20 protein-coding genes are annotated in these 22,143 nt (G+C 56.6%); 6 read left to right on the top strand and 14 right to left on the bottom strand.

What is annotated here, in order from left to right:
* Nucleotide 1 precedes the first annotated feature (1 nt).
* Entirely contained in the window at nucleotides 2-1,924 is a 1,923-nt protein-coding gene (locus Pla52nx_RS02250) for a DUF4062 domain-containing protein (protein WP_146518079.1), read from the top strand.
* On the opposite strand, the gene Pla52nx_RS02245 is transcribed toward Pla52nx_RS02250, so the two are convergent.
* Entirely contained in the window at nucleotides 1,867-3,252 is a 1,386-nt protein-coding gene (locus tag Pla52nx_RS02245) for a hypothetical protein (protein ID WP_146518078.1), read from the bottom strand. The genes Pla52nx_RS02250 and Pla52nx_RS02245 overlap by 58 nt on opposite strands.
* Nucleotides 3,253-3,329: 77 nt before the next feature.
* Nucleotides 3,330-3,986 (bottom strand): NUDIX hydrolase, encoded by a 657-nt coding sequence (locus Pla52nx_RS02240; RefSeq protein ID WP_197454218.1) that lies wholly within the window; start codon nucleotides 3,984-3,986, stop codon nucleotides 3,330-3,332.
* A 199-nt stretch (nucleotides 3,987-4,185) separates the two neighbouring features.
* Between Pla52nx_RS02240 and Pla52nx_RS02235 the strand changes: the two genes are divergently transcribed.
* From Pla52nx_RS02235 to Pla52nx_RS02225, 3 genes are all read left to right on the top strand, one after another.
* Nucleotides 4,186-5,031: a fumarylacetoacetate hydrolase family protein gene (locus Pla52nx_RS02235; protein WP_146518076.1), complete on the top strand. Its 846-nt coding sequence runs from the start codon at nucleotides 4,186-4,188 to the stop codon at nucleotides 5,029-5,031.
* Between the two features lie 57 nt (nucleotides 5,032-5,088).
* A complete protein-coding gene (locus tag Pla52nx_RS02230; protein ID WP_231741652.1) occupies nucleotides 5,089-5,544 on the top strand; it encodes a DUF1569 domain-containing protein in 456 nt (151 codons plus the stop codon).
* Between the two features lie 356 nt (nucleotides 5,545-5,900).
* Nucleotides 5,901-6,338: a hypothetical protein gene (locus tag Pla52nx_RS02225; RefSeq protein WP_146518075.1), complete on the top strand. Its 438-nt coding sequence runs from the start codon at nucleotides 5,901-5,903 to the stop codon at nucleotides 6,336-6,338.
* Between the two features lie 141 nt (nucleotides 6,339-6,479).
* On the opposite strand, the gene Pla52nx_RS02220 is transcribed toward Pla52nx_RS02225, so the two are convergent.
* Nucleotides 6,480-7,667 (bottom strand): trans-sulfuration enzyme family protein, encoded by a 1,188-nt coding sequence (locus Pla52nx_RS02220; RefSeq protein WP_146518074.1) that lies wholly within the window; start codon nucleotides 7,665-7,667, stop codon nucleotides 6,480-6,482.
* Nucleotides 7,664-8,851 carry a trans-sulfuration enzyme family protein gene (locus Pla52nx_RS02215; RefSeq protein ID WP_146518652.1) on the bottom strand — a complete coding sequence of 396 codons (1,188 nt, stop codon included), beginning with the start codon at nucleotides 8,849-8,851 and terminating at the stop codon, nucleotides 7,664-7,666. Before Pla52nx_RS02215 ends, Pla52nx_RS02220 begins: the two co-directional genes overlap by 4 nt.
* Nucleotides 8,852-9,228: 377 nt before the next feature.
* On the opposite strand from Pla52nx_RS02215, the gene Pla52nx_RS02210 reads away from it, so the two are divergent.
* Nucleotides 9,229-10,452 (top strand): hypothetical protein, encoded by a 1,224-nt coding sequence (locus tag Pla52nx_RS02210; RefSeq protein WP_146518073.1) that lies wholly within the window; start codon nucleotides 9,229-9,231, stop codon nucleotides 10,450-10,452.
* Between the two features lie 31 nt (nucleotides 10,453-10,483).
* Here the strand turns inward: Pla52nx_RS02210 and Pla52nx_RS02205 are convergent, their stop codons facing one another.
* A complete protein-coding gene (locus tag Pla52nx_RS02205) occupies nucleotides 10,484-10,702 on the bottom strand; it encodes a hypothetical protein (protein WP_146518072.1) in 219 nt (72 codons plus the stop codon).
* A 243-nt stretch (nucleotides 10,703-10,945) separates the two neighbouring features.
* Between Pla52nx_RS02205 and Pla52nx_RS02200 the strand changes: the two genes are divergently transcribed.
* Nucleotides 10,946-12,454 carry a S8 family serine peptidase gene (locus tag Pla52nx_RS02200; protein WP_146518071.1) on the top strand — a complete coding sequence of 503 codons (1,509 nt, stop codon included), beginning with the start codon at nucleotides 10,946-10,948 and terminating at the stop codon, nucleotides 12,452-12,454.
* Between the two features lie 125 nt (nucleotides 12,455-12,579).
* Here Pla52nx_RS02200 and Pla52nx_RS02195 read toward each other — a convergent pair whose 3' ends face one another.
* The 9 genes from Pla52nx_RS02195 to Pla52nx_RS02155 all read right to left on the bottom strand — a co-directional run bounded on the left by Pla52nx_RS02195 (nucleotide 12,580) and on the right by Pla52nx_RS02155 (nucleotide 21,705).
* Nucleotides 12,580-14,826 carry a hypothetical protein gene (locus Pla52nx_RS02195; protein ID WP_146518070.1) on the bottom strand — a complete coding sequence of 749 codons (2,247 nt, stop codon included), beginning with the start codon at nucleotides 14,824-14,826 and terminating at the stop codon, nucleotides 12,580-12,582.
* A gap of 134 nt (nucleotides 14,827-14,960) precedes the next feature.
* Complete coding sequence (locus Pla52nx_RS02190) at nucleotides 14,961-16,388, bottom strand: DUF6513 domain-containing protein (RefSeq protein WP_146518069.1); 1,428 nt, start codon at nucleotides 16,386-16,388, stop codon at nucleotides 14,961-14,963.
* Nucleotides 16,385-17,422, bottom strand: a complete 1,038-nt coding sequence (gene mtnA, locus Pla52nx_RS02185; protein WP_146518068.1) for an S-methyl-5-thioribose-1-phosphate isomerase — start codon at nucleotides 17,420-17,422, stop codon at nucleotides 16,385-16,387. Before mtnA ends, Pla52nx_RS02190 begins: the two co-directional genes overlap by 4 nt.
* The gene (locus tag Pla52nx_RS02180) at nucleotides 17,419-18,450 is read right to left on the bottom strand and encodes a beta-ribofuranosylaminobenzene 5'-phosphate synthase (RefSeq protein WP_146518067.1); all 1,032 of its coding nucleotides are present in this window, start codon (nucleotides 18,448-18,450) and stop codon (nucleotides 17,419-17,421) included. Before Pla52nx_RS02180 ends, mtnA begins: the two co-directional genes overlap by 4 nt.
* Nucleotides 18,413-19,009, bottom strand: a complete 597-nt coding sequence (locus tag Pla52nx_RS02175) for a DUF447 domain-containing protein (RefSeq protein ID WP_146518066.1) — start codon at nucleotides 19,007-19,009, stop codon at nucleotides 18,413-18,415. The genes Pla52nx_RS02180 and Pla52nx_RS02175 overlap by 38 nt, the downstream gene beginning before the upstream one ends.
* Nucleotides 19,006-19,677, bottom strand: a complete 672-nt coding sequence (locus tag Pla52nx_RS02170; RefSeq protein ID WP_146518065.1) for an anthranilate synthase component II — start codon at nucleotides 19,675-19,677, stop codon at nucleotides 19,006-19,008. Before Pla52nx_RS02170 ends, Pla52nx_RS02175 begins: the two co-directional genes overlap by 4 nt.
* A 195-nt stretch (nucleotides 19,678-19,872) precedes the next feature.
* Nucleotides 19,873-20,349 carry a biopolymer transporter ExbD gene (locus tag Pla52nx_RS02165; protein WP_146518064.1) on the bottom strand — a complete coding sequence of 159 codons (477 nt, stop codon included), beginning with the start codon at nucleotides 20,347-20,349 and terminating at the stop codon, nucleotides 19,873-19,875.
* On the bottom strand, nucleotides 20,346-20,801 hold the full coding sequence (locus Pla52nx_RS02160) for an ExbD/TolR family protein (RefSeq protein WP_146518063.1): 456 nt from the start codon (nucleotides 20,799-20,801) through the stop codon (nucleotides 20,346-20,348). The genes Pla52nx_RS02165 and Pla52nx_RS02160 overlap by 4 nt, the downstream gene beginning before the upstream one ends.
* A gap of 1 nt (nucleotide 20,802) precedes the next feature.
* Nucleotides 20,803-21,705: a MotA/TolQ/ExbB proton channel family protein gene (locus tag Pla52nx_RS02155; protein ID WP_146518062.1), complete on the bottom strand. Its 903-nt coding sequence runs from the start codon at nucleotides 21,703-21,705 to the stop codon at nucleotides 20,803-20,805.
* Between the last annotated feature and the right edge of the window lie 438 nt (nucleotides 21,706-22,143).

Here is a 22,143-nt window from a genome sequence, read left to right as displayed (position 1 = left end):
CATGTCGCTCCATGTCTTTCTCTCCGGTGTCTCGTCTGAATTTCGAGATCGTCGCCAATCGTTGGCAACGCTGTTGCGCAGGTTCCGCAATCTGAGTATCGATCCGATCATTCAGGAGGATTTGACCGAAGCTAGCACGCCCAGTGGCGCGTTGGTCGACAAACTGATTGCGAACGTGCGGCAGTGCAGTTTGGTGATTTGTCTGGTCGGGCATGATGCAGGCTATCCCCATTCGACACAGGAACGACTGGAGTGCATGCGATTGGCAGAGGAGCGACTCTCGCTCAGTTACCAAAAGTCGGACGCATTGCTGGGAGGTTTGTGGCATGCCTGGCGGGAACTGAATCTTGGCATGACGTACACACAGTTGGAATTCTTTCTCGCGGCCTCGGTTTTCTCCGAAGACACACGTACCAGGGTCTGTTTGCCTATCCCCAACACAAACCCACAACGGTTTCCCGAGATCATTCAGGCACAGCGTCTGCTGTCCGTGGCAGCCGAAAGCCGGCAAGATCGGTACCTGGAGTTCCTGAGAGCATCGGAGCAATTGATCGATTGGTGTGATCTCGATTCGGCTGAAACCGATGTGGTCACCCTGGCCGTCGAATTTGCCCTGCAGCAACGCGATATTTCGCTTGGCGTCGGGCAACAGGTTTCTGCCCGTGAGGCGGTTCAACGTGGAGTTATCGTTCTCAAAGACTTGAACTTGAGGGCACGTCTGACGGACGATGCCTACAGAAGTTTCTATCGAGATCTGGTCTGGCCACGTTTGACACACAACTTGATCACTTTGGCCGACCGGTCGGATTACACCAGTCTGATCCAGGGTGTGCAACGACTTTTTGCAGTGGCATCGGATCACTCGTATCTGATTGTCGCTGTATCAACCACTCACATCCAGACGCTTCGATACTCTGGCAATTTGGCACAACCTCCGTCGACGGAGGTTGTGGAGTTTGATGGCGAGCACGAGAGTTTTCTTGGTGCCTCGTGCGACGGTCGCATTGTTCTGACGCATACCCCTCATCGCGGCTACGTGTTGCGAACCTGTGTGGGATTCGAGCGCGCGTTTGCGGACCCCGACTGGCGACCTGATCAACTGATCACGGTTCTCAATCACGTCGGCGGCGATGTGACAGCCCCTTGGTTCACCGTACGACGGGGCGAACAGTTTTTTCAGTTCTCCGCAAGCAAGCCGAATGCAACACCTTGTGACGCTGAATCGTTGCCTCCTGCCTGCACCGCTTTGCCGCTGAGCGTCATTCCATTGTCCATGACAAATGACGAGGGAGTCTATTCGTTGCCGATGACACAGTCGTGGTCGCCTCTGGACCCAAAGTCCGTCGTGTGTGTTGCAAAGTCACGACGACGATTTGCCATTCATCGCTACCAAACGATTCGACTATCGGAACTCTTTCTGATCTGTAGAACGCCCGTCTACGAAGGCACCGTCACGGAGGTCTGCATCGAGTCGGTGAACCGAATGGTGGCGGTCAAAGCCAGCCTTGCCGTGCGTGATGATGAAACACCGGAAATCCAGGAAGCACTTCATATCGGATCCGAAGGAGACTGGACGATTCCGATCCCACTGGTCTTCATGGGCTCAAGCAACTTGGATTCCTTTCCCAGAATCCATCTTCCAGGCGACGATGCGATGGACAAAGTCTGGCCGTTTGACGGCAAAGGGCGCTATGGTTGGTCGCCCGACGGGCAGTACCTAGTCTTCGTCGAAGAAATAAGCATTCAGATGTCGTCAACGCGTCGACAAAACGAGGCGTGCATTTGGGTCTATCGGTTCCCCAGGCCGCTGAGGAGAGAGACCGCCGATCAACTCCTAAGAGTGCTAGAGGAATTGATCGACGGCCTTCAACCGATCATGGCCATGGGAAGATTAGCGCCGACTCGCTCGGGATCGTCCTCTTGATCCCGCATTGATTCACGAATCTGATCGGTCGTTTCCGGCGACACATTCAGATGAGGTGCTTTGGCGCCCAGGCGATGACGACCGAATCGGATCACGACAATCCCATCGCTGTTGATGGTCAACCGGATCAGCCCGCTCAATGTCGGATGACTTTCGATTCGAGTCACCATTGCTTGCCAGTGCTCCAGGATATCCCCTTCACGTGTTCCCAGTCGTGCGACCGTGTCGAACAGCATCGGTTGAAAACCGTCGCTGACGATGAAGTCCGCCAGTGCTCGGAGCAGTTCTTGTCGGTAGCCTGCATCATCGAGCGAGTTTTGATTGTTCAATGGCCCTCGCTGCAGCACGGGTCTGATCGACATCAGACCACCCGCCTCAGTGCTCCATTTGGCTTTTGATCGGTCAGCCCAATCACTGATTTCTTCCCCGGCGCGACAGACTTCGGGGTCGTCGGATTCCACGCCGGAGGACGTGGTTTCCGCGGTCGCGCCAGCGATTCGTGCTTGGTCCCACATGTACAGTGAGTCCGCAAGCTCTTTAGCCACCGCTTGTCGATCAGGATTCTCGATTTGTCCTTCGATCTCCTCGTAAACATTGCTACGGGAAAAGGATTCGGACCTGTTCACGAGGTCTTGGTACACGGTGACGATATCGTCATGGCCCTTGACAATGTTGTCAGGCGACAGAGCTTCCCTGACACAATCGGCCAAAGCAACTTTGCGGCTCCAATCGATGGGCAGCACCGTCCACGGGTTGGCTTGAAAATAACGATCGATGGATTCCATCCGTTGCAAATGCTCAAAATCCCGTGGCAGGCCTTCCAGGTCTCGCAAAACACCTTGATCGATCGCATCGAATCGAATCCCTTTCTCGAACACATGCTCGGACAAACCAGCAGACAGCACGGAATCGGCTCCAATGCCCGGCATCGCCGAGTTCACAAACTTCTCATTGCTGATCGCGTCGGCCAATGAACGCTGCAAAACCGTTTTTGGATCATCAAAGGGAACCCCCGCTGCAGATTTTGGATAGTGCGTCATCACCAACGGCAGAAAATCTTTCAGATGTGTCTCCTGTCCCAGACGCTCACGCTCAAACTGACGTTTCGCGTCCAGCAACTCCGCAAGGAACTGAACCAATCCAAAAGAATCAAAGAGTGGAACTTGACCAAATCGCAGTTGCTCGCCGAACAACAAGTGCGTGAACGCTTCGGCAAACAATCGATTGAACTGTCGCTGAAAGTGGGGCCGCTCCGGATTAGTTCGGACCGAATCAGCCGACTCCAAATGACATGACAAGTGCGTTTGCTTCTTAGAGTCCACACTCATAACTGCTCCCTGTGGTGATAGACAAATCTGATTGTAAGGTACGCGTGAGACCTTCGCTCGAAAGTTCACTCGTTGTCCTAATCCATGATCCCGCTGGCACGAGTCCAATACATGGCGCTGAGTGAAAAACCGCAACGGACATTCTGTTGGATGAATCTGTCGACTTCCTCAAAAGGCACTGCTAAAACGCTTCGGATGGCTTCACGATGCTCGCCTCTCATCTGCTCAATGCACCCGGACGGCAGCATGGCGGCGAACACCACCACTTCGCTCGAAAGTAGCCCCGTGTTGGGTGTGACTCGGCCGATTTCACTTACCGACACGGCGGCCACACCAATCTCTTCTTGGGTTTCCTTCATCGCATTTTGCTCGGGCGTCAGACCGGGCTCCTGGTACCCTCGTGGCAGCTCCCACTCCCATCGTCGCGTTGCATGACGATAAAGTTCCACGAACACGATGCATCCGTCCACGACCGGAACGATCACCGTTCCCCCGACCTTGTTCAACTGTGCCTTTTCCACGATTCGCACATAGTGCCCCTCGTGTTGATCCGGGAACCGGACTTGATCTCTCACCACCATCAACCAGCGATCTTCGAACACAATTCCTGTCTTGAGGTTGCTGTCCGTCGCATCGGACTGACCACGATCGGTTGCGATGATCTGAATCTCACCATCGTCCGAGTTTCCCAGGATTCTCAATGGTTCCGGCAGTCGGTCCAAATAGTCGGTCATGAAGGACATCCAGTCGATGCGTGTTTCAGGCGAAAGAGTTTGATCAAACAGGCGGAACAACGACCGTTTGTGTCATTTCCCCCCTGGCTCGATCGATTGTATGATCTTCTCTCGCAAGGGACAGCGACCGTGGTTTCTTCCTTTGTTTACTCGTAACCGATCGTAACGCTCCGATTTCCTTGACCTCCTGAACAAAACCATGGCGATTTGTCGAATTTCCGCTCCCGCTGGCCAGTCTGAATTTGCCCTGTATCGAGACGGGCAAGTGTGTTTGTTGTCGCAGTTGTTGGACGAAGTGCCCGATGCGGCGGAACTGTTTTCCCTGCCCATGTCCTGGTGGGATGGCTTGCCCGATCCGACACCCGACCAATGGGTTTCTGCTGGCGACAACTTGCTGCCACCGGTAGATTCACCCGGCAAAGTCATTTGCATTGGACTGAACTATCGCGATCATGCCATCGAAACGGGGGCCGCGATTCCGGATGAACCCGTCGTGTTCAGTAAATTTCCATCGACGATCATCGGTCATGGCGACTCGATCGAGCTGCCATCGGTGTCTCGGGAAGTGGACTATGAAGCCGAACTGGTCGTGGTGATTGGCAAATCGGGCAAGCTCATCCCCGCGGAGCGGGCGATGGAACACGTGTTCGGATACACCTGCGGCCACGATGTCTCGGCGCGAGATTGGCAAAAGGGTCGTCCCGGCGGTCAGTGGTTGCTGGGCAAGACCTTTGACACCTTCGCACCCATCGGTCCCTGCATCGTCACGCAAACTGAAGTCCCAGATCCCAACGACTTGCGTGTTCAAATGGTGCTCAACGGCGAGATCGTCCAAGACAGCACGACGGCGCAACTGATCTTTGACATCCCCGCCATCATCGAGCACGTTTCCAAAGTCGTCACGTTATCCCCGGGCGACTTGATCTTCACAGGAACGCCACCGGGCGTCGGTGCCGCTCGTAATCCGCCGCTGTTCCTCAAACCCGGCGATGTTTGCAGTGTGATCGTTCAAGGAATCGGCACACTCACCAACCGTTGCGTTTGAGTCCTACCTATTGTTCGTCCGCGTATAACCTCCATCACTCTCCATCGGAAACAGACGATGCCCGAAATGAGATCACTTCGGTTCGAAACGTTCGACGAAGCATTCGAGGAAGCGGAGTCTTTGTCGAGAGGGAAAGTTCGGACCACGGGCAACTATACCTTCGGTCAGATCATCGAGCACCTTGCCCGAACCCTCGACATCGTCAGCGGACAACGGCGGGGCCCCACCTCCTCATTGGCGATGCGGATGTTCGCGAGGCTGGTGCGACCATTCGTCTTGAAAAAAGCCAGACCGGGATTCAAGCTACCCGTCAATGCACAATCCATCTTTTGGCCTACGGAAGACGTCCCCACCGATCAAGCCATGGATCATTTGCGCAGTGCCGCCCGCGTTTTCCAAAACATGTCACCGCTGCCAACCCATCCTTTCTTTGGATCGATGAGCCGCCAGCAACACGACCAACTCCAGTGCCGGCACTTCGAACTGCACCTGGGATTCGTCCACCCCGACTAAACTGCAGTCTCGTTTAACGCCAAACCGCAGGCGTCGACGAATCCGCGCACCATTGAAATCTGCACAAGCTTGTGTGCATCCTAAAGGCAACCAGTGAGACCCAAAGGTTCTTGATTCGAACATGAAACACAATCACGACTCAAGTAGGACAAGGCACCGGCAGTGGATGGCATCACGGTCGACGACTACGAAGCCGATCTGCAAGCCGACTTGCAAAGCCTCGAAACCAGACGATACACCTGAGTCGCCGAGTTACGTTTCTTGATGTGGTTGAAAGCTCGCGACGGCCACGTGATCATTGCCGTTACCGCGGCAAGAATTTTAATCCTCGTTCACAACGGACAAGAGTCGAACTCATGACAAACCACGATGAGCAAGATACTCGCATTAGCGATATCGTCGGTGACGACGCTGAAACAACATTTGACGATTGCCGTGACAAGTTTTGCGATCACCTCGAACGTACACTGCAACTCCCGTTCGACGTCACTGGAATTGAAGACTTCCGCTGGGAGGAATACTATGTGATTGGCCCCGGTGATCCAGAAGAACATGAAAGACTACGCAAGAATCGGCCATCCTTCGAGGACATCTTTGAACTCTTGGCAATCGAAAGAGGTGTCTATTCGGAATGGATGATGTGTCATGACGAAGATGTGGCGGGACGCGTCCGGCGCAAGGCAGACGGCAAGGAGTTCCACCTTGGCCTTTCGGAAATTGAGGCCGTGGACAAAAAGTCAAAGAATTATCAATTACTCAACGATTACGCGGTTTGGTTCGCCAACAACCGGTAGCTGTGTTTGAGGTTCCACGCTCAAGAGTTCTCTGCGACTGCGTTCGTTGGAGCCAGTGTCTCGGAGAGAGGTTTCTACGTGGTAGCCGGTCAGTCAATTCACCACCGGCACAAGGCCGGTTGGTGTCTGTTCCAGCGACCACTACGCTGAGCGGATGGCGTTGGCCAGGTCGTCGCGAAGGTCTTCGAATGATTCCAGACCTACTGAGAGGCGGATCAGGCCGTCGGTGATTCCAAATTTGACGCGGTCGGCTGCGTCGTAGCTGGCGTGAGACATGGTTGCGGGTTGTTCGATCAGCGACTCGACCGCTCCGAGGCTGACGGCAAGATGGAACAACCGGGTCGACTCGCATACACGGGCGGTTTGTTGCAGCGTGCCGTCGAGCTCAAAGGTAAGCATTGCGCCGAAACCGCCCTGCAAGGTTTTGCCAGCGCGATCATGTTGCGGGTGTGATGGCAGGCCAGGGTACAACACCGATTTGACTTGCGGATGATCCTGTAGCCACAGCGCCAACTGCAGCGCCGTCTCGGACTGAGCACGGACCCTCAAGTCCAACGTTTTGAGTCCGCGACTGACGAGAAAGCAACTCAGCGGATCCAAGACGGCTCCGGTCGCGTTCTGGACGTAATACAGTTCGTCAAAAAGCTTCGGATCGGCAACCGCGAGCGTTCCACCCAAGCAGTCGCTGTGACCTCCAAGGTACTTCGTCGCCGAATGCATGACGATGTCCATGCCCTGTTCCAGGGGACGGCACAAGGCGGGGGTTCCGAAGGTGTTGTCCACGCCCGTCAGGATTTTTTTAGGGCGAGCGATCGCGGTCAGCGCCGAGAGATCTGGAATCGACAGTCGGGGGTTTCCGATCGTCTCGGCCCAAATCAGTTTGGTGTTGTCGTTGATGGCCGCCTGGACTTGATCGACATCGGTCATATCGACAAGCGTCACGCCGATTCCGCTGCGGTTACAGATTTTGTGCAGCAGTCGATAGGCACCTCCGTACAAGTCACAACCGGCCACGACGTGATCGCCACTACTGAGCAGCATGGTGACGCAGTGGATGGCGGCCATCCCCGACGAAAAAGCTAAAGCCCCGCAACCGCCCTCCAGGGACGCCAGCGTTTTCTGCAAGTTCGTCCGAGTGGGGTTGCCGCTGCGTGAGTAATCAAACTCACCCCAGACTCCGGCCCCCGGCTGACGAAAGGTGCTGGCAAGGTGAATCGGCGGAACTACCGCGCCGGTTGCCGGGTCGAGCTCGTTGCCGACATGGATGGCACGCGTGCGAAACGAGTCCTGTGCTGGGCAAGTTTCTTTGGATGACGACGACTCACTCATGCCGTCAACGCTTGTTCCAGATCGACGATCAAGTCATCCGCGTCCTCGATGCCGCACGACATCCGGATCATGTTGTCGCTGATGCCGAATCGTTTCCGATCCTCTGGCGTGCAGTGATAGTAGCTCATGACCAAGGGCTGTTCGATCAGCGACTCCACGCCACCCAAGCTGGCTGCGATTCGAGGAATCTGCGCTGCGTCGACGATGCGAGCCGTTTCCTGCCAATCAGCGTCTTGGATTTCAAAGGTGATCAGCCCACCAAAACCCTTCATCTGCGCCGCGGCAATGTCGTGGGTCGGATGGCTGGGCAGGCCGGGGTAGAAAACACGTCCCACGCGAGGATGTGATTCCAGGAACTCGGCGACACGCTGTCCGTTTTCGTTGTGTCGTTGCATTCTCAACGAAAACGTTTTTAGGCCACGTTCGAGCAAGTAGAGATTGTTTGGCGCGCTGATGTTTCCCAGGATGCCTCGCATCGAGCGGATCGGATCGAGTGACTCTTTGCGACCGCAAATGATACCGGCGATCAAGTCGTTATGTCCGCCCAGGTACTTTGTCGCAGAGTGCAGCACGTAGTCGATGCCGTACTCCAGCGGGCTAAGGTTGTAGGGCGTTGCCAGCGTGGCATCGATCAATGTTTCGACTTCGTTGGCTTTACCAACGGCAGCAAACTTTTCTAAGTCGATGACCGTCAAGTGAGGATTCGTTGGCGACTCGCTGACCAGCATCTTGGTCTTGTCGTTGATGGCGGCTTCCATCGCATCGAAATCACCCGTGGTGACTTGATGGGTGATGACGCCGAATCGGGCCAAGTGTTTTGCGCAGAACTCGCGACTGCGGTGGTAACATTGATCGAAGAAAACGATTTCGTCGCCGGCGCTGAGTTTGGTCATCAGCAGTCCGACGATGGCCGCCATCCCGCTGCCGTAAACGATTGCGTCTTCGGCTTTTTCTAGTGCCGCGATTTTGGCTTCGACACTTCGTTCGTTCGGATTGCCGTAGCGTCCGTATTCCTCCCGCTGCTCTTCGCCTTTGACATACCGCAATAGGTCTTCAGTCGATTCGAACGTGTACGTGGACGCGTTGAAGACTGGGGCGGTGATGGAGCCTTCGGCTTTCTGCCGCCGTTCGCCCGCGTGGACGCATCGCGTCGATAAACCGGCTTGTCGAACCGAGAAATCCAAAGACTCGGAATTCCCTTTTGGAGCCGCCGTCGAAGCTTTCGAGGCGACGTTGGAGGTGCAATCCACCGATGTGGGCTCCTCCGACGCGGGAGATGGTGTCGAACTGGACACAGGCGTAGAACCGCCTTGATTGATAGTTGTTTTTGTTTGCATGGCTCTTTAGCAGATGGCTGCAAGTGGCCTTAAATCCCTCAAAAAAACCCGGCCAAGATCGCACCTGACCGCGTTACTAAAAGTAGAGTACCCAGAAGGCAACGTATCGGCAAGCGATTTTGCTCGATAACGGGGGTTCCACCGATCTGGGGTCGCCCATCAGCCCTATGATTGTTCTATCTTCACAAGTCTGAGTTCCCCAGCGAGTTTCCAGCGAGTCCCTAGTGCCACCCACCGATCAAAACCGTCGTCGACTGAAACGGGTCCTGCCAGTTGTTTTGGCTGTGACGCTTGGCTGGGAAGGCCCACTGCAGAGTGCGGAACCGCCGCCTGTGGCTGGCGAAGGCATGGGCAACGGATTTGACATTGCTGGCTCAGCAGGGGGGCATGAGAGCCGAATCATGGTCTTGATCGAGCAATTGGGTGCTGGGCAATTTGCCGTCCGCGAGCAGGCGACCGAACAGTTGCTGTCGCTGGGTGATATTGGGTTGCCAGTGATGCGAAAGCGATTGAGCAGCACCCGTGACGCGGAAGTTCGCCAGCGGTTGGAGCGACTGATCGGACAACTGGAAGTCACCAGTTTCGAGTCCCGCATCACTTCCTTCTTGGCCGGTCGTCAAGACGAAATGACGAACTGGCCGATCGTCGCGCACCTGTTCGGCGATTCCATCCGAACGCGAGAAATCTACGTCCGTCTGCTGAGAGAGTATCCGGAGCTGGTCGATTCGTTGGCTGGGACACCGCGAGAATTGTCCGTCGCCATCAAATCGGTGGAGTCCCGCCAGGACGAGAAACGAATCGGTCTGGAAGTGATGCCAACGCAAATTGATATGCTGGCCGTGCTGCTGCCCGCGACCGATCCGGCGGTACCGATCGATGCCAACTACGAATCTCGCTTGATCGGTCTGTTGAGAATGAATTCTTCGGACGAATTGATTCACGATCGAGCGTTGGGCGATCGATTCAAATCACTCGTGGCGGCTTGGGTCCGACGCAGTGGCACCACGCATCGGCAAGATGTGTTGCAAATGACGATGCAGTGGAACATGAGCTTGGGACTCAAGCTGGCATTGCAGACGATCGAGGTCAGCGATGATCCGCTGATGCTCGCGCACTGTTTTCAGGCGATTGCCAAATTTGGTGATCAAAGTGACGCTCAGCGATTGTCACGTTTCATTGATGATCACCGTCCGATCTTGGAACCATTATTTGAAAGCGACGGTCCGGCGGTCAGTGTGGGCGACGCGGCGATGGCTGCCATCGCCGTGATTCATCGCGTCTCGGTTGTCCGCGTGGGTTTTGCCGTTCCCGTGGAACATGAAACATTCGGGTTCATCTTTGATCGCGTCGCCTACCCGGTGGATGCCGCAGTGGGACGTCAGGCGACCGCCAAAGAAATCCGCTCTCTGCTAGCTCGACCGTTCAAGTCAACTCAAATCGCAGGCTGACATCTAGCTCACAGCAGCCTGATCTGGGAGCTCACGAAGGGAAATACTCCCCCGTCTGTTCTTCGACATCCTCCACCCCTTCAACCTCCTTTACTTCAGCAATGGCTCCTTTCCATTTGCCTGTGATGCAGGCGATGTGCAAGAGTGGCTGAATGTCGTCTACGCCCAGAGTTTTTAGTCTCGCCGCGACATCGTCGATTGGTACGTCTTGCTTGACCATCACGGTGATTGGCTTGGATTGATCGGTCATTTGCGGTCTACCAGGAGTCGGTGAGGGGAGAAACATCTTTCGTGGTCATTGTTAGCGATTCTTTGGTGCATTGCCAACGGAACCAAGGCCTTGGGCGGCGTCTGAACCTGTCTTGGGAGCGTCCTGACCGGATCCGGCGAGAAAAAGTTTGCATAACGCACCATCCAGGGGGTAGAATTACGGCGGGGCACCGAACGCCCCATTGGAGAGCAGCATTCGTTCCGCCCACAAGAGAGCAATTCCATGGCAAAGCGTAGACGAGCCCGCGGTAGTTCCCCCCCAGCCACTGCACGTCCTCAAGAGCTTGAGGAAGGATATGACGGTCTTGATTCGGACACTGGTGTGGGTGCCGAATCACTGAGTGAATTCACCGGGCGAAAGATCGTGACGATTTTGTCTGACGACCCGGCTGACAAGAAAAAGGTGTGCGAGTATTTCTCAGCAAGAGACGTCAAGGACATGCTGCAAACCGCCGACTACGTCGAGAGTGTTTTCGACATGGCCGACGTCTCATCGAGTGACACGATGGTGTTTGATCATCTTCCCATTTTGGTGTTGAACGATAAACCCAATGTTCAAGCGGCGCTTGCTGCTCAACCCGCGAGTGTCCAGGACGAAGAAGTCCGTCGCCTCTTTGTGGTGGAAGATGAGAAGCGACATTTCATGAGCTGTCTGGATGAAGGATGTGGGCAACAAACTGCGATGGGTTTTTCTTCGGCTTCCCGGGGTGCAGGGGGTCAGCGTGGTGCTGAGCCACCAGCGCTCTCACCGTACCATCAAGGATACTTGCGCGGGATTCAATCACTTGCAAGCCAGATGCTGGGCGGTCTGCCGGATGAGCCAGCGCCCAATGACGGCGCAGCGATCTCGCCCACTTCCTTTGGCGGATGTTTCAGTGACACGGCATCGTTCACGTGGGGATTACAGGCAACGGGAGTCGCGGCATCAAGTTTGACTGGCAACGGGATACGAGTTGCGATCCTTGACACGGGCTTTGAGTTTGGACATCCCGATGCCAATTTTGCGTCTCGGGTGGTTGGCAACGCGACGTTTGTGGGAGGCACTGCTCAGGATCATCATGGACATGGAACTCATGTTGCGGGGACTGCATGTGGACCTCGAGATCCTGGGCTCAGTACGCGACGCTACGGAATTGCGAGCGAAGCCGAGATATTGGTTGCTCGCGTCCTAGGGCCTACCGGCGGAAATGACACCACGATTTTGGGCGGGATCAATTGGGCGATCGGTCAAGGATGTGACCTGATCAACATGTCATTGGGGCCAAGGGTATGCGTTGCATCGCCCGCGTTCTCCGCAAGTCACGAACGAGCTGCTCGAATCGCTTTGGGTAATGGAATCTTGATGATTGCTGCTGCCGGTAACAACAGCAGCCGTCCTGGCCGAGTCTGTCCGGTCGTGGGGCCTGCCGCTGCTCCGTCGATTGTTGCGGTCGCCGCAGTTGACAACTGCGGGCGAATCGCAAGTTTTTCGAACCAAGGTCAAAACAGCAGCGGAGGCGAAATCAATTTCGCGGCTCCCGGTGTGGACGTTTTTTCGGCATGGACCAACCCGACGCGTCATCGCAGCATTCCAGGCACCAGCATGGCGTCGCCGCACGTTGCCGGGATAGCAGCCTTGATCGCTCAGCAAACCGGATTGCGAGGCTTGCCGTTGTACCGCGAGTTGCGTTCCAGAGCGCGCGACATCGGACACAGTCGAGCAGACATGGGCAACGGTTTTGTCAGCTTGTAACCCGTGACTTGGTAATCGGCGTGACAGTGCTCGATGCGTAACTCAGCCTGTCGCTGTTTCGACGCCGGCAAGCGAACGAAGGCTTGCCGGCATCGATGTGACTGGGCTGATTCACGCAGGCGAGATCACAGCGATTGCCGAAAGGTGTCGCCGCCAAGCTGTGTTTGCTCGACAACAGCGCGAAGAGGTCGTTGGTCCAGAGTCGCTCCAAAAACGCTGGCGTTGGGATAAATGCTGTCGTTGAAATTGGCAACGCCTGAGGACTGGAGGTCGGAGTCAAGTCCAACTCCAGGATTGGGCGAGTTCTGGTATCCCTCATCAATCAGGTCGTACTCTCGCACGGTCGTCGACTTGGCCACCTGCCCTGATCGAACAGCCAGCATGAATGTCAACTGATGGTTCTCGCCTTGATCGCCGGTGAGATCTTGGCGGTAGCCATACTGATACTCCGCCCCAACACCCACTCGATCGCCGAGGAACCGGACGTAGTTAGCCCAGAATTGATGCAGCTTTCGATTGTTGGTTCGGGAAACATCCTGGACATCTTCCATCCAACCATAGCCATAGGCCAGATTCATTTCCGCATAGGGAACGTTGCATTGATCGGTGAAAACGCTATGCCAACCGCCGAAGGCGCCGACGCTGGAGACGGACTCTATCGAAGTCGGTCGGCCGATCGCTGAGACCTTGATGCCTCGGATGTAGTCGCCGACGCCGTTGCCACCTGCGACCCCCGCGAAAATGGAATCCGAGCCTGACGTCATCTTGCCGATCGCAGAAAGTCCCCAACCGGTCGTGAACTCCTCTCGACGTGTCGCATCGATTTCAAATCCCAAGGTTCGAACCAAACCACCCAAGACGATCTGGTCGTCGGAGTCTGGATCCTTGAAGGTAACGTTGGTTGCCAAAGTTGGCCATCTCTGCAGCCGAGTCGCGCCCATGATCGTGGGCATGATTTGCAAGTCTCCCAGATCGGGATCTTCAATGGCCACTTTCCAGGTGAGCAGATCTGATAACGGGGCGTGGATCGCCAGTTGTGCCCGATCATCGTTCGTCCTATCGACTGTACCGACAAGCGATCGACTCGCTTCCAGCCCTTGAGGCCTCAGTTCGATCGCACCGAACAGACTCTGTTTCTTACCCGCGACAAGCGACCAGCCTTCGAATCTCGACCCTCGACGTCGGACATACGCCCGAACTCCGATCGTCGCCACATCCAACTCACCGAGGTCACGATCGTTGTTTGCGGTAACAAAAAACTGGCCAGATGTACCTCCGCCCATGTCCAAGACTTGTGTATTGACGGCCATGTCAAAAGGCAGCATGAACTCATCTTCTTGGATGAAAGACACCTGTCCGGCGCCCGACGCTCGACGACTCAACAGCGATACGCGTTCCGGAAAGGAGGCGTCGCCCGCTGCGAGGATCGATGTGTCATAGCGAAATCCGAAACGTGGAAGCGCTAATAGCTGCAGCACGGGGTTCGTTGATTTGTCATCCGTCATCATCAACATCAAGCCGTCTGGGGCTCGTTGAGAAGATGAGGCAAACAACGGACTGAAAAACAAATCATTCGGATCCACCGGGATCGGCAGCAGGTACTCTGACGGCACGAAGGTTGCGCCGAACTGGCCGACCGAGTCGATGCTCGTGATTGTATAGCCCAAATTACTCGCATCGTCGCTGCCGATCGCGTCGAGCAGGACGTAGTTGGTACTGGGACGACCGAACATGTTGTTGGATGTCACGGACGCCACTTTGGCTCCATTGAAACCGTAGTTCCAAAGAGCGTTTTCAAAGTTCTGTGCCGCCAACTGCTGTGTCTGTTGCACTTGCTGAACCGCCGTGGCGATCGACTGCTGTTGGGATGCGTCCAACTGGGCCGCTGACGCCACCTGTTGCTGAAACTCAACCTGCTGACGTTGCAGTGTTTGTGATTCGAATTCCTGGTACGAAAGTGCAACTTCCGGTGTTGCCGCAATGGCCTTTTCCAGGATCCCGGACTCGCGAAAAGCTTCATTTGAAATCTCCAAGACCTTGTTGCCTCGGGACAAACGAGCAACACGTTGTCGTGGCGAAAATCGCGAGGTTGCGTTGGGAATCACACGCGTCGAAGGCAGGTCGTCTAGAACGGGTACAGGATTCGCGTTGCCCTGTCGAATGATCGGATCGAGACCGCCGTCAAGCGAACTCGGTGCCAGGTCGTTGATGCTGTTCTCGCCGCCGGCACCAGATCCGAAAGCAGGACTCAGCGAAGACGAAATTCCAAACGGCGTTGAGGGGCGATCCTGTGCAAACAGAAGTGAACCGCTGATGACCCCCAATGCAACGCCCTGAGCCAGCATGTAGGTAAGTTTCTTCGTGAGTCTCATGGCGAACAGCTGCCCCTGTGTATTCGATACGATCACTACAACCCGAATAGGTACACGGGGGTTATCGGACAGCCAATAGCAGGGGACTGAAGTTTTCTTCGTGTTTTCAACGAGTAGATTGTCTTTGCTTGCAATTACGTTGACGTTTTGCGATGGCGGCTGGTGCGTTTGATTCGGTGCAGGTCTTCTGTCCTGGTCAGCATGCCCCAGTTGAGTGCGCGGTCCTGCTCGTATTGCTTGCCCAAGGTCAGTGCGATGCTCGCTTTGGCCATCTCGTAGCCAAGATAAAACGCGTGACCGGCATCGACGTTGTCCGAGACATTTTCGGACATCAGACGCTCAAAAAGTCGAAACGGGTCTTCGTCGCTGAGATGCAGCCCTGCGGCGAGCAAGTGAAGTTGGTCGTCTTGGGCAAAGATCCGATAGTTGTTGTCTTTGATCGCCTGAGCCAACTCCGTCAGCGACTCCGGAGGAAAGGGGCGCAATCGACGGTCACGCAGCATGACCAGCGCCTCGGAAAGATTCTTGGGCGGTACGCCTTCGGCAACCGAGTGCGCGGTCAACCGTCTGGCCATGTCACACTCACGTACCGAAGTCCGCGCCCAATTGATGACCTGCGTGGTCAACACGCTATGGATCTGCAGCTCTTCGCAGATGCCCAACAACAGCAGATTGATGCCTGCCGAATCGACGTCGGTCAGTTCGGTCAAGTTGCCGATGCCCATCATCATCGGCAGTTCGGGATAGCGTCGCCGACAATCCGCGTATCGAACCAGACTGTCGGCCAGTCCCGCACCGATGGGTTCCAGGATGGGGTCCAGTCGCATCGGTACGTTGCGTCGCGCGAGGTACTCGATCGTTTGATCCAAGCTGTCCAAATCGCGAGGCGTGTCGGGAATCACCACGACTTCGGTCCCCCAGTCGCATGCCTGCTGACGATTGGTGGAATTGACGCTCAGCACGAGCGACGCTCCGGCCCCAGTTGCCTTGGCGGCTTCCCAAGGATCGAACGTATCGATTGAGACCTGTAGACCCGCTGCGACCAAGTCGCCGACCCATTGCCCCACATCCTCAAAACGTTTACTCGGGTCGCAACCGATGTCGATCATGTCAGCCCCGTCATCACGCAGTTGCAGAGCCTGGGCAAGAATCTGGTCGAAGGAGAATCGTGGCGCGTGGTTGATTTCGGCGATGATCTGGATGTTGTAACGATCCAAGGCAGGAGGCTCGGTTTGACCGCCGAACAACTCGGACATCTCGCGGCAATCCCGTGGCCCAACGACGAGCAATGGTTTTAACCGTGCGGAAAGTTCTTCGATTCCCGATTCACAAAACCCGGGGACGATCACATGTGTGGTTTCCGCTGGCGGTTGCAAGCGTCCCGACAACCATCGGGGCGTCATCAGCGCAGCGACGGTGATCGGCATCACGCCGATGGAGTAGTCAAATCCGTACTGTTGCGACAGTTCGTGAACGATTCGGCGAACGGCGGGTTCTGCCAGTTTGCCGGTGACAAAATGGTAGTGATCACCGGGCGTCGGTTGGATCGTGTGACGGGTCACGACAGGTGATCAGCCAGCTTGGACTTGTCGGGTGAATGCACCACTCCACGCTCGGTGATGATCGCGGTCACCAACTCGGACGGTGTCACGTCGAAGGCGGGATTGATGACTTGAGCGGCTTCGGGAACCACGGTGACTCCGTGAGGCGATGCGACTTCGGCGCGGTCACGTTGTTCGATCGGAATCAGATCGCCGTTCTCCAAAGCCAAGTCGAACGTACTGGAGGGAGCGGCGACGTAAAATGGGATCGCGTGGTGACGCGCCAAAACGGCCAACGGATAGGTGCCGATCTTGTTGGCGACGTCGCCGTTGGCGGCGATCCGGTCCGCGCCGACGATCACCGCGTCGACTTTTCCTTGACGCATCAGGCTGCCGGACATCGAATCGGTCAACACCGTGACGTTCACGCCTGCTTGTGACAATTCCCAAGCGGTCAAGCGAGCGCCTTGCAGGAGCGGGCGTGTCTCGTCGGCGTAAACGTGCAACTTGTGTCCCGCCTGATGCAGATGATAGATCGGCGCCAGAGCGGTTCCCCAAGTCGACGTGGCGAGGCCGCCCGCGTTGCAGTGCGTCAACACGTTGGCTGCATCGGCAAGCAATTCCGCGCCGTTGCGTCCGATCGCGTGACACATCTCGCGGTCTTCCGCATGAATCGATCGGGCTTCATCGAGCAGCTTGGCGGGCAAGTCGCCCATGTCAGTCGATTCGACCACGTCACGCATGCGATCCAGGGCCCAGAACAGGTTCACCGCGGTGGGGCGGCTGGTCGCAAGGTACTCGATCGCATCCAGGTAGATTTGTTTGGTGGTTGGCGGCCCTGTCTGATCGCCTGCCAAACAAACACCGTAGGCCGCAGCGATCCCGATCGCGGGCGCCCCTCGCACGACCAACCGACGGATCGCGTCATGCGTTTGCCGGATGTCGGTGCAACGCAGCGTGACCAGTTCGCCGGGCAGGCGGGTCTGGTCGATCAGAATGAGAGCATGATCGTCAAAAGCGATTGTCTCTGCGGTGATCGTTTCGTGTGCGGTCATGACGATGTCGATGTTGAGTGGTGAATGGAACGAGCGGTGTTGCGCACCGATGCGATCATCAGATTGCTGAGTTGGTCTTGCCAGTGAGTCTCGACGAATTCACAAAGGGATTGGGCACTGTCGAGTGAATCGCACCAGGCAAAGATTCCCGGCCCCCAACTGCTTTGCCCAACTCCCACGGCCCCCGATTGAGTCAGCGACGCCACCAACGAGGCAACTTCCGCTCCGTTGTAAGGACCGCCTTGGCTGCTGACGAACAACAGACCGCTTTCGTGGTTGTAGCGTTGTACGGCATTGGCAAAGGCTGGGAAATCATGTGAGTGCGCCGCGGGCAGCAATTCGGTGGACAGCATCTCTCGCAAGCGTGCTTGGCGTTGCGGGTCTCCGGCGGCCAAATGATCAAACTGTGTTTGTTCGTCTTGTCCGTGCATCGGCGGCGCGGATGAGCGAGGGATCATCAAAACGACACGCCAGGATTCGGGCAACTCGATGCGACGGTGGATCGGATTGAGTTGCCCGAATTCTGGTGCCTCGGTTGAATCGCTGGAGGCGTCTTCGTAGATCAAACCGCCGTGAAAGTAGCCGTGAACACCGACGGCGGAGCGTTTGCCACGATCAGCGATCTCTAGAGCCAGCGTCTCCTGAGGCAGGCGGACATCACAAAAAGCGGCGAGCGTTTCGGCCACCGCTAACGAAAGCTGGGTGCCGCTGCCGAAACCGCTGTGTGCGGACGGTTGCTCGATGATGGTGACACGGCAGCAGGGTAAATCACTCCATCGCATCGAGTGTTGCAACCGACGTGCGATTGCGAGAACGCGGTCGGATTGGTGGCCGTCGCATGAGAACCGAGGCGCCTGGCTGACGGTGATTTCCGTCGCGGGTTGATCGATCATCACGCCGACGCCGCCGAAGGGAGCAGCGGTGTCCAGCAGGCCGAAATGCAACCGCGCACCACAACACACTGAGACGACCGCAGCGGACGACTGCGTTTCAGCGGTTGTTCTGGTGGAGGTTTTCGATTCGTTCATCGATGGTCTGTTTCAAGAACTCAAAGGCCTGATGTTCCTCTGGCCCGGCCGTTTTGTCGATCAGGGGCTGTAGCCGGAGCAGTGTGTCGCGAATTTCTGCTGCTGCCAACAAATGCGTCCGAGTCGCCAGAATAGCCGCTTCGATCACCGCGTGCTTGGCCCGGTTGAACCCAAAGAAGGGACGCTGGATGCCGGAATCGATCACTCGGCATGCTAAATGCATTCGCAGATCGTCTTCCTGAACCACCTCGGTCTGGACACAAAACCAGCGATGACAGTCCTTGAGTATCCGCCATCGCCCGTCGTCAACGCTGCGTACCCTTTGCTCGGGGTCGGGCACGTCACCGACTGCGGTATGCGCAAATAGCAGAGCATCGTCGGTGACGTGAATGGTCGCCCGATGCGTGGCCATCAAATTGTCGTAAGTGCGGCTGCCCGCAAAGGGACGCAGCAGAAACTGGGGACGGTCAGTATGCATCTCCTGCACTGTCGGACCCATCGGTGCGATGTTGACGCGGCCGTCGGAGTCGACGGTGGTGACGATGGATTCCAGAATCACGAAACCGCATCCTTGCGTGTGCCGCGGTCCGCCGGTGTGAAGTGCGGAGCGGGGACGCCCCGGCCGAGTTGACTAGGCGTCGATTCGTGTGTTGCCGATCGCCGCGTGATGTCGACGAAGTTATCCAGTACGGCCAGTCCGTCGTCGGTCAAAACGCTTTCCGGGTGAAACTGCACACCGAACACGGGGCGTGTCTTGTGACGCACTCCCATGATCACGTCATCATCCGTGCTGCGCGCGGTGACGATCAATTCGCCGGGGACATCCCTGGGATCGATGGCCAGTGAGTGATATCGTCCGACACGCATGGGCGATTGGCACTGAGCAAATACGCCCTCACCGTCATGTTCGATCGTGCTGGCCAATCCGTGCATCGGCTCGCATCGGATGATTCGTCCGCCGAACGCGGCGGCAATGGATTGGTGTCCCAGGCAGACGCCCAGGATGGGCAGATCGGCCGGAGCATCAACGACCACGCTGACACTGCATCCGGCATCAGCTGGGCCGTGGGGTCCCGGAGAGATGACGATCCCATCGGGCTGCAGAGCAAAAGCAGCTTGCGAGTCGATTTGGTCGCTGCGGATCACCTCCGTTTGGCAACCGAGGCGTCGCAGGTAGCGAGCCAGGTTGTGGACGAAGGAATCGTAGTTGTCCAGCAGCAAGATCATGTCAGCAGTTGTGGAATCGTCGGGATGCTGAACGGATGGGTGAGATGCTGGTTGTGATTGGCAGTAGAACGCACGGAAAGAAAAAGGATGGATTGCCCCCTCACCCCCAGCCCCTCTCCCCCGAATCCTGGCTCGCTTAGGCTCGCCAGGATTCGGGGGAGAGGGGAGCCATGGCTTGGAATAACTCGGTGCGAGTTATCGGCGGGGCTTGGCGAACTTGATTTTCTCGACCAACTTGACGACTTGGTCTCCGTCCTTGTAACCGCTGACGGCTGTGATGGCTTCGATCACGTGTGCGTAGCGCAGGTTGTAATCGGTGTCGACCTCGATCTCCGGCCCCTCGTCACCTTCGGCGGGTCCGTCGGTGCCGACCAATTGGATCACGTTGGTTCTCAGCTTGGTGAAATCGGTTCCCAGATCGATTCCCTCCAATGACATCGAGGCGAGTTTTCCGTCGGCGTCGGCCCGCAGACGAACCTTTAACGGCAGGTCGGTTGGGTCGGAGACCGAGTTGCTAGTCCCTGCCAATGGCATGTGGATGCTGAAATCGCCTTCGAGTTCGACGATCTTGAAGGTCATCACAAAGAACACCAGCAGCAGGAAGACCACATCGATCATGCTGGTCATGTCCAACTGGCTTTTTTCCTGCTCGACATCGCGGCGGATTTTCATATTTGGTTCCCCGTGGATCGCTTGTTCTCTTTGGCACGCAGGGCGAACTGAACGAACTCCAGTTCCTGAGCGACGCGGATGATTTCTTGAACGTTGCCTGCGGCGGTGTCCTGGTGGGCGCGGATGATCACGTTGGCGTCGCCAGCTTTCTTGTTCTCGGCCCTGATGACCGCCAGTTCCCGACGCAGACCTGTGTTGAGGGTTTCTACGGTGTAGGTGTCACCATTGAGGATGACTTCGCCATCCTGCGCGACGTGCAGAATGATTGGGAAATCAAAGGGAGCATCGGGCGGTTTGACCAATTGACTGTCGGGCAAGACGACGCGGTCGTCCGACTCCGTTTGGGCAAAGTTGATCAACACCATGAAGAAGGCGATCAACTGAAACACCATGTCGATCATGGGCGTCAGGTCGCCTTCCGCCAAATCGGGTTTCTTTGATTTGACTTTCATGTCACTGCTGTTGGTTGCTGGCGTGTTGGTTGTCTTCGAAACGGCTCATCAGGTTTTCGCTCGTCACACCGACCTCCAGCAACAAGCGGCTGACTCGGTTTCGCAGAATGTTGTAGGCCGCGATCGCGGGAATCGCGACAGCCAAGCCGACGAGCGTCGTGAACAACGCGGTGGAAATACCACCGGCCAACTTGGACGGCTCGGGGGCCGACGAGCTGGTGGCGATCGTGCGGAACGATGAAATCATCCCTTGAACGGTACCGAACAGTCCGATCATGGGGCTGAGGTTTCCGATCAATGCCATGTAACTCAGGCGGTGCTCGAGTTTCATGCTTTCTTCTTCGCCGACTTCCTGCATGCCTTCGATGGCCTTGTTGTAGCCACGATTCAGCTTGGCGAGTCCGGCCGAGAGGACTTGGCCGAGAACCGACTCGTCCGTGCGTGCCATATCATAGGCTTCCTGGTACTGCTGCTCGTTGAGTTTTTCTTCAAAGCTCTCGACCAACTCTTGGGGGCAAAGTGTGTCTCGTCTGGCGGCCAGCATGTTCATCACGAACAGGGAGACCAGGGTGATCGATAGGATCAAGAAGACGATCATGTACGTGATGCCGAGCGACTCGATGATCCAGCTCAGCAAGTTTTGTTCATCGGCGGCCGGTGCATCGTTCCCGCCGCCAGCGTTTCCTCCTCCTCCGGCACCGCCGGCGTCTGGCGCACCACCGTCGTCGGCAGCCGGCGGCGCAGGGTCCGCTCCACCGAATTCGGCGGCGGCGTCACCGTCTTGTGCGATGACGCTCGATGAGCCGATCGAAGCGATCACGCAAAAGGAAAGCAGAACAAAGGCGGCACGTAGCAGCCATTGAGAAGGAGCACCGGAACGGAACAAACCAATGGCGTTGGTCATCAACAAAGCTCTCCAAGCGACTAGACGAGTGGATCTGAGGATCTGTGGGGGAACGGCCGCAAACCCTGAGAGTAAGCAGACCTGACGTTCAGTAGAACAGAATAATCGATCGGACGTGCTCAGGCATCCATCAACGGTGACAGAATTCCCGGCTGCGCGGATTCTTTGGGCAGGGAGAGTCGACGAGGTGAGAGAATCGCCGCATCCTCAGTGTGCTTTCAATGAGCCTCAGGCGCTAGCCGTGGGTCTGAGGCGGATTGCGGTGCCGGCCCACGGCTAGCGCCTGAGGCTCACTTTGGCAGGGGCACTCAGGGTGCATCCAGTGAGCCTCAGGCGCTAGCCGTGGGGCTGAGGCGGATTGCGGTGCCGGCCCACGGCTAGCGCCTGAGGTTCACTTTGGCTCGGGCACGTGGAACAAGAACACGGGCTGAATTGAGC

It is taken from the genome of Stieleria varia (genome assembly GCF_038443385.1).
Taxonomy (GTDB): domain Bacteria; phylum Planctomycetota; class Planctomycetia; order Pirellulales; family Pirellulaceae; genus Stieleria; species Stieleria varia.
Note: the sequence above shows the minus strand (reverse complement) of the source record. Positions and strands in the feature narration are given on the sequence as shown.

What these genes read in the sequence shown, in the direction of transcription:
- Pla52nx_RS02160 (WP_146518063.1), bottom strand. Translation starts at nt 20,801, where the DNA reads ATGAAAGTCAAATCAAAGAAACCCGATTTGGCGGAAGGCGACCTGACG.
- Pla52nx_RS02180 (WP_146518067.1), bottom strand. Translation starts at nt 18,450, where the DNA reads ATGAACGAATCGAAAACCTCCACCAGAACAACCGCTGAAACGCAGTCG.
- mtnA (WP_146518068.1), bottom strand. Translation starts at nt 17,422, where the DNA reads ATGACCGCACACGAAACGATCACCGCAGAGACAATCGCTTTTGACGAT.
- Pla52nx_RS02205 (WP_146518072.1), bottom strand. Translation starts at nt 10,702, where the DNA reads ATGACCGATCAATCCAAGCCAATCACCGTGATGGTCAAGCAAGACGTA.
- Pla52nx_RS02170 (WP_146518065.1), bottom strand. Translation starts at nt 19,677, where the DNA reads ATGATCTTGCTGCTGGACAACTACGATTCCTTCGTCCACAACCTGGCT.
- Pla52nx_RS02235 (WP_146518076.1), top strand. Translation starts at nt 4,186, where the DNA reads ATGGCGATTTGTCGAATTTCCGCTCCCGCTGGCCAGTCTGAATTTGCC.
- Pla52nx_RS02225 (WP_146518075.1), top strand. Translation starts at nt 5,901, where the DNA reads ATGACAAACCACGATGAGCAAGATACTCGCATTAGCGATATCGTCGGT.
- Pla52nx_RS02220 (WP_146518074.1), bottom strand. Translation starts at nt 7,667, where the DNA reads ATGAGTGAGTCGTCGTCATCCAAAGAAACTTGCCCAGCACAGGACTCG.
- Pla52nx_RS02165 (WP_146518064.1), bottom strand. Translation starts at nt 20,349, where the DNA reads ATGAAAATCCGCCGCGATGTCGAGCAGGAAAAAAGCCAGTTGGACATG.
- Pla52nx_RS02200 (WP_146518071.1), top strand. Translation starts at nt 10,946, where the DNA reads ATGGCAAAGCGTAGACGAGCCCGCGGTAGTTCCCCCCCAGCCACTGCA.
- Pla52nx_RS02230 (WP_231741652.1), top strand. Translation starts at nt 5,089, where the DNA reads ATGCCCGAAATGAGATCACTTCGGTTCGAAACGTTCGACGAAGCATTC.
- Pla52nx_RS02245 (WP_146518078.1), bottom strand. Translation starts at nt 3,252, where the DNA reads ATGAGTGTGGACTCTAAGAAGCAAACGCACTTGTCATGTCATTTGGAG.
- Pla52nx_RS02195 (WP_146518070.1), bottom strand. Translation starts at nt 14,826, where the DNA reads ATGAGACTCACGAAGAAACTTACCTACATGCTGGCTCAGGGCGTTGCA.
- Pla52nx_RS02240 (WP_197454218.1), bottom strand. Translation starts at nt 3,986, where the DNA reads ATGACCGACTATTTGGACCGACTGCCGGAACCATTGAGAATCCTGGGA.
- Pla52nx_RS02155 (WP_146518062.1), bottom strand. Translation starts at nt 21,705, where the DNA reads ATGACCAACGCCATTGGTTTGTTCCGTTCCGGTGCTCCTTCTCAATGG.
- Pla52nx_RS02250 (WP_146518079.1), top strand. Translation starts at nt 2, where the DNA reads ATGTCGCTCCATGTCTTTCTCTCCGGTGTCTCGTCTGAATTTCGAGAT.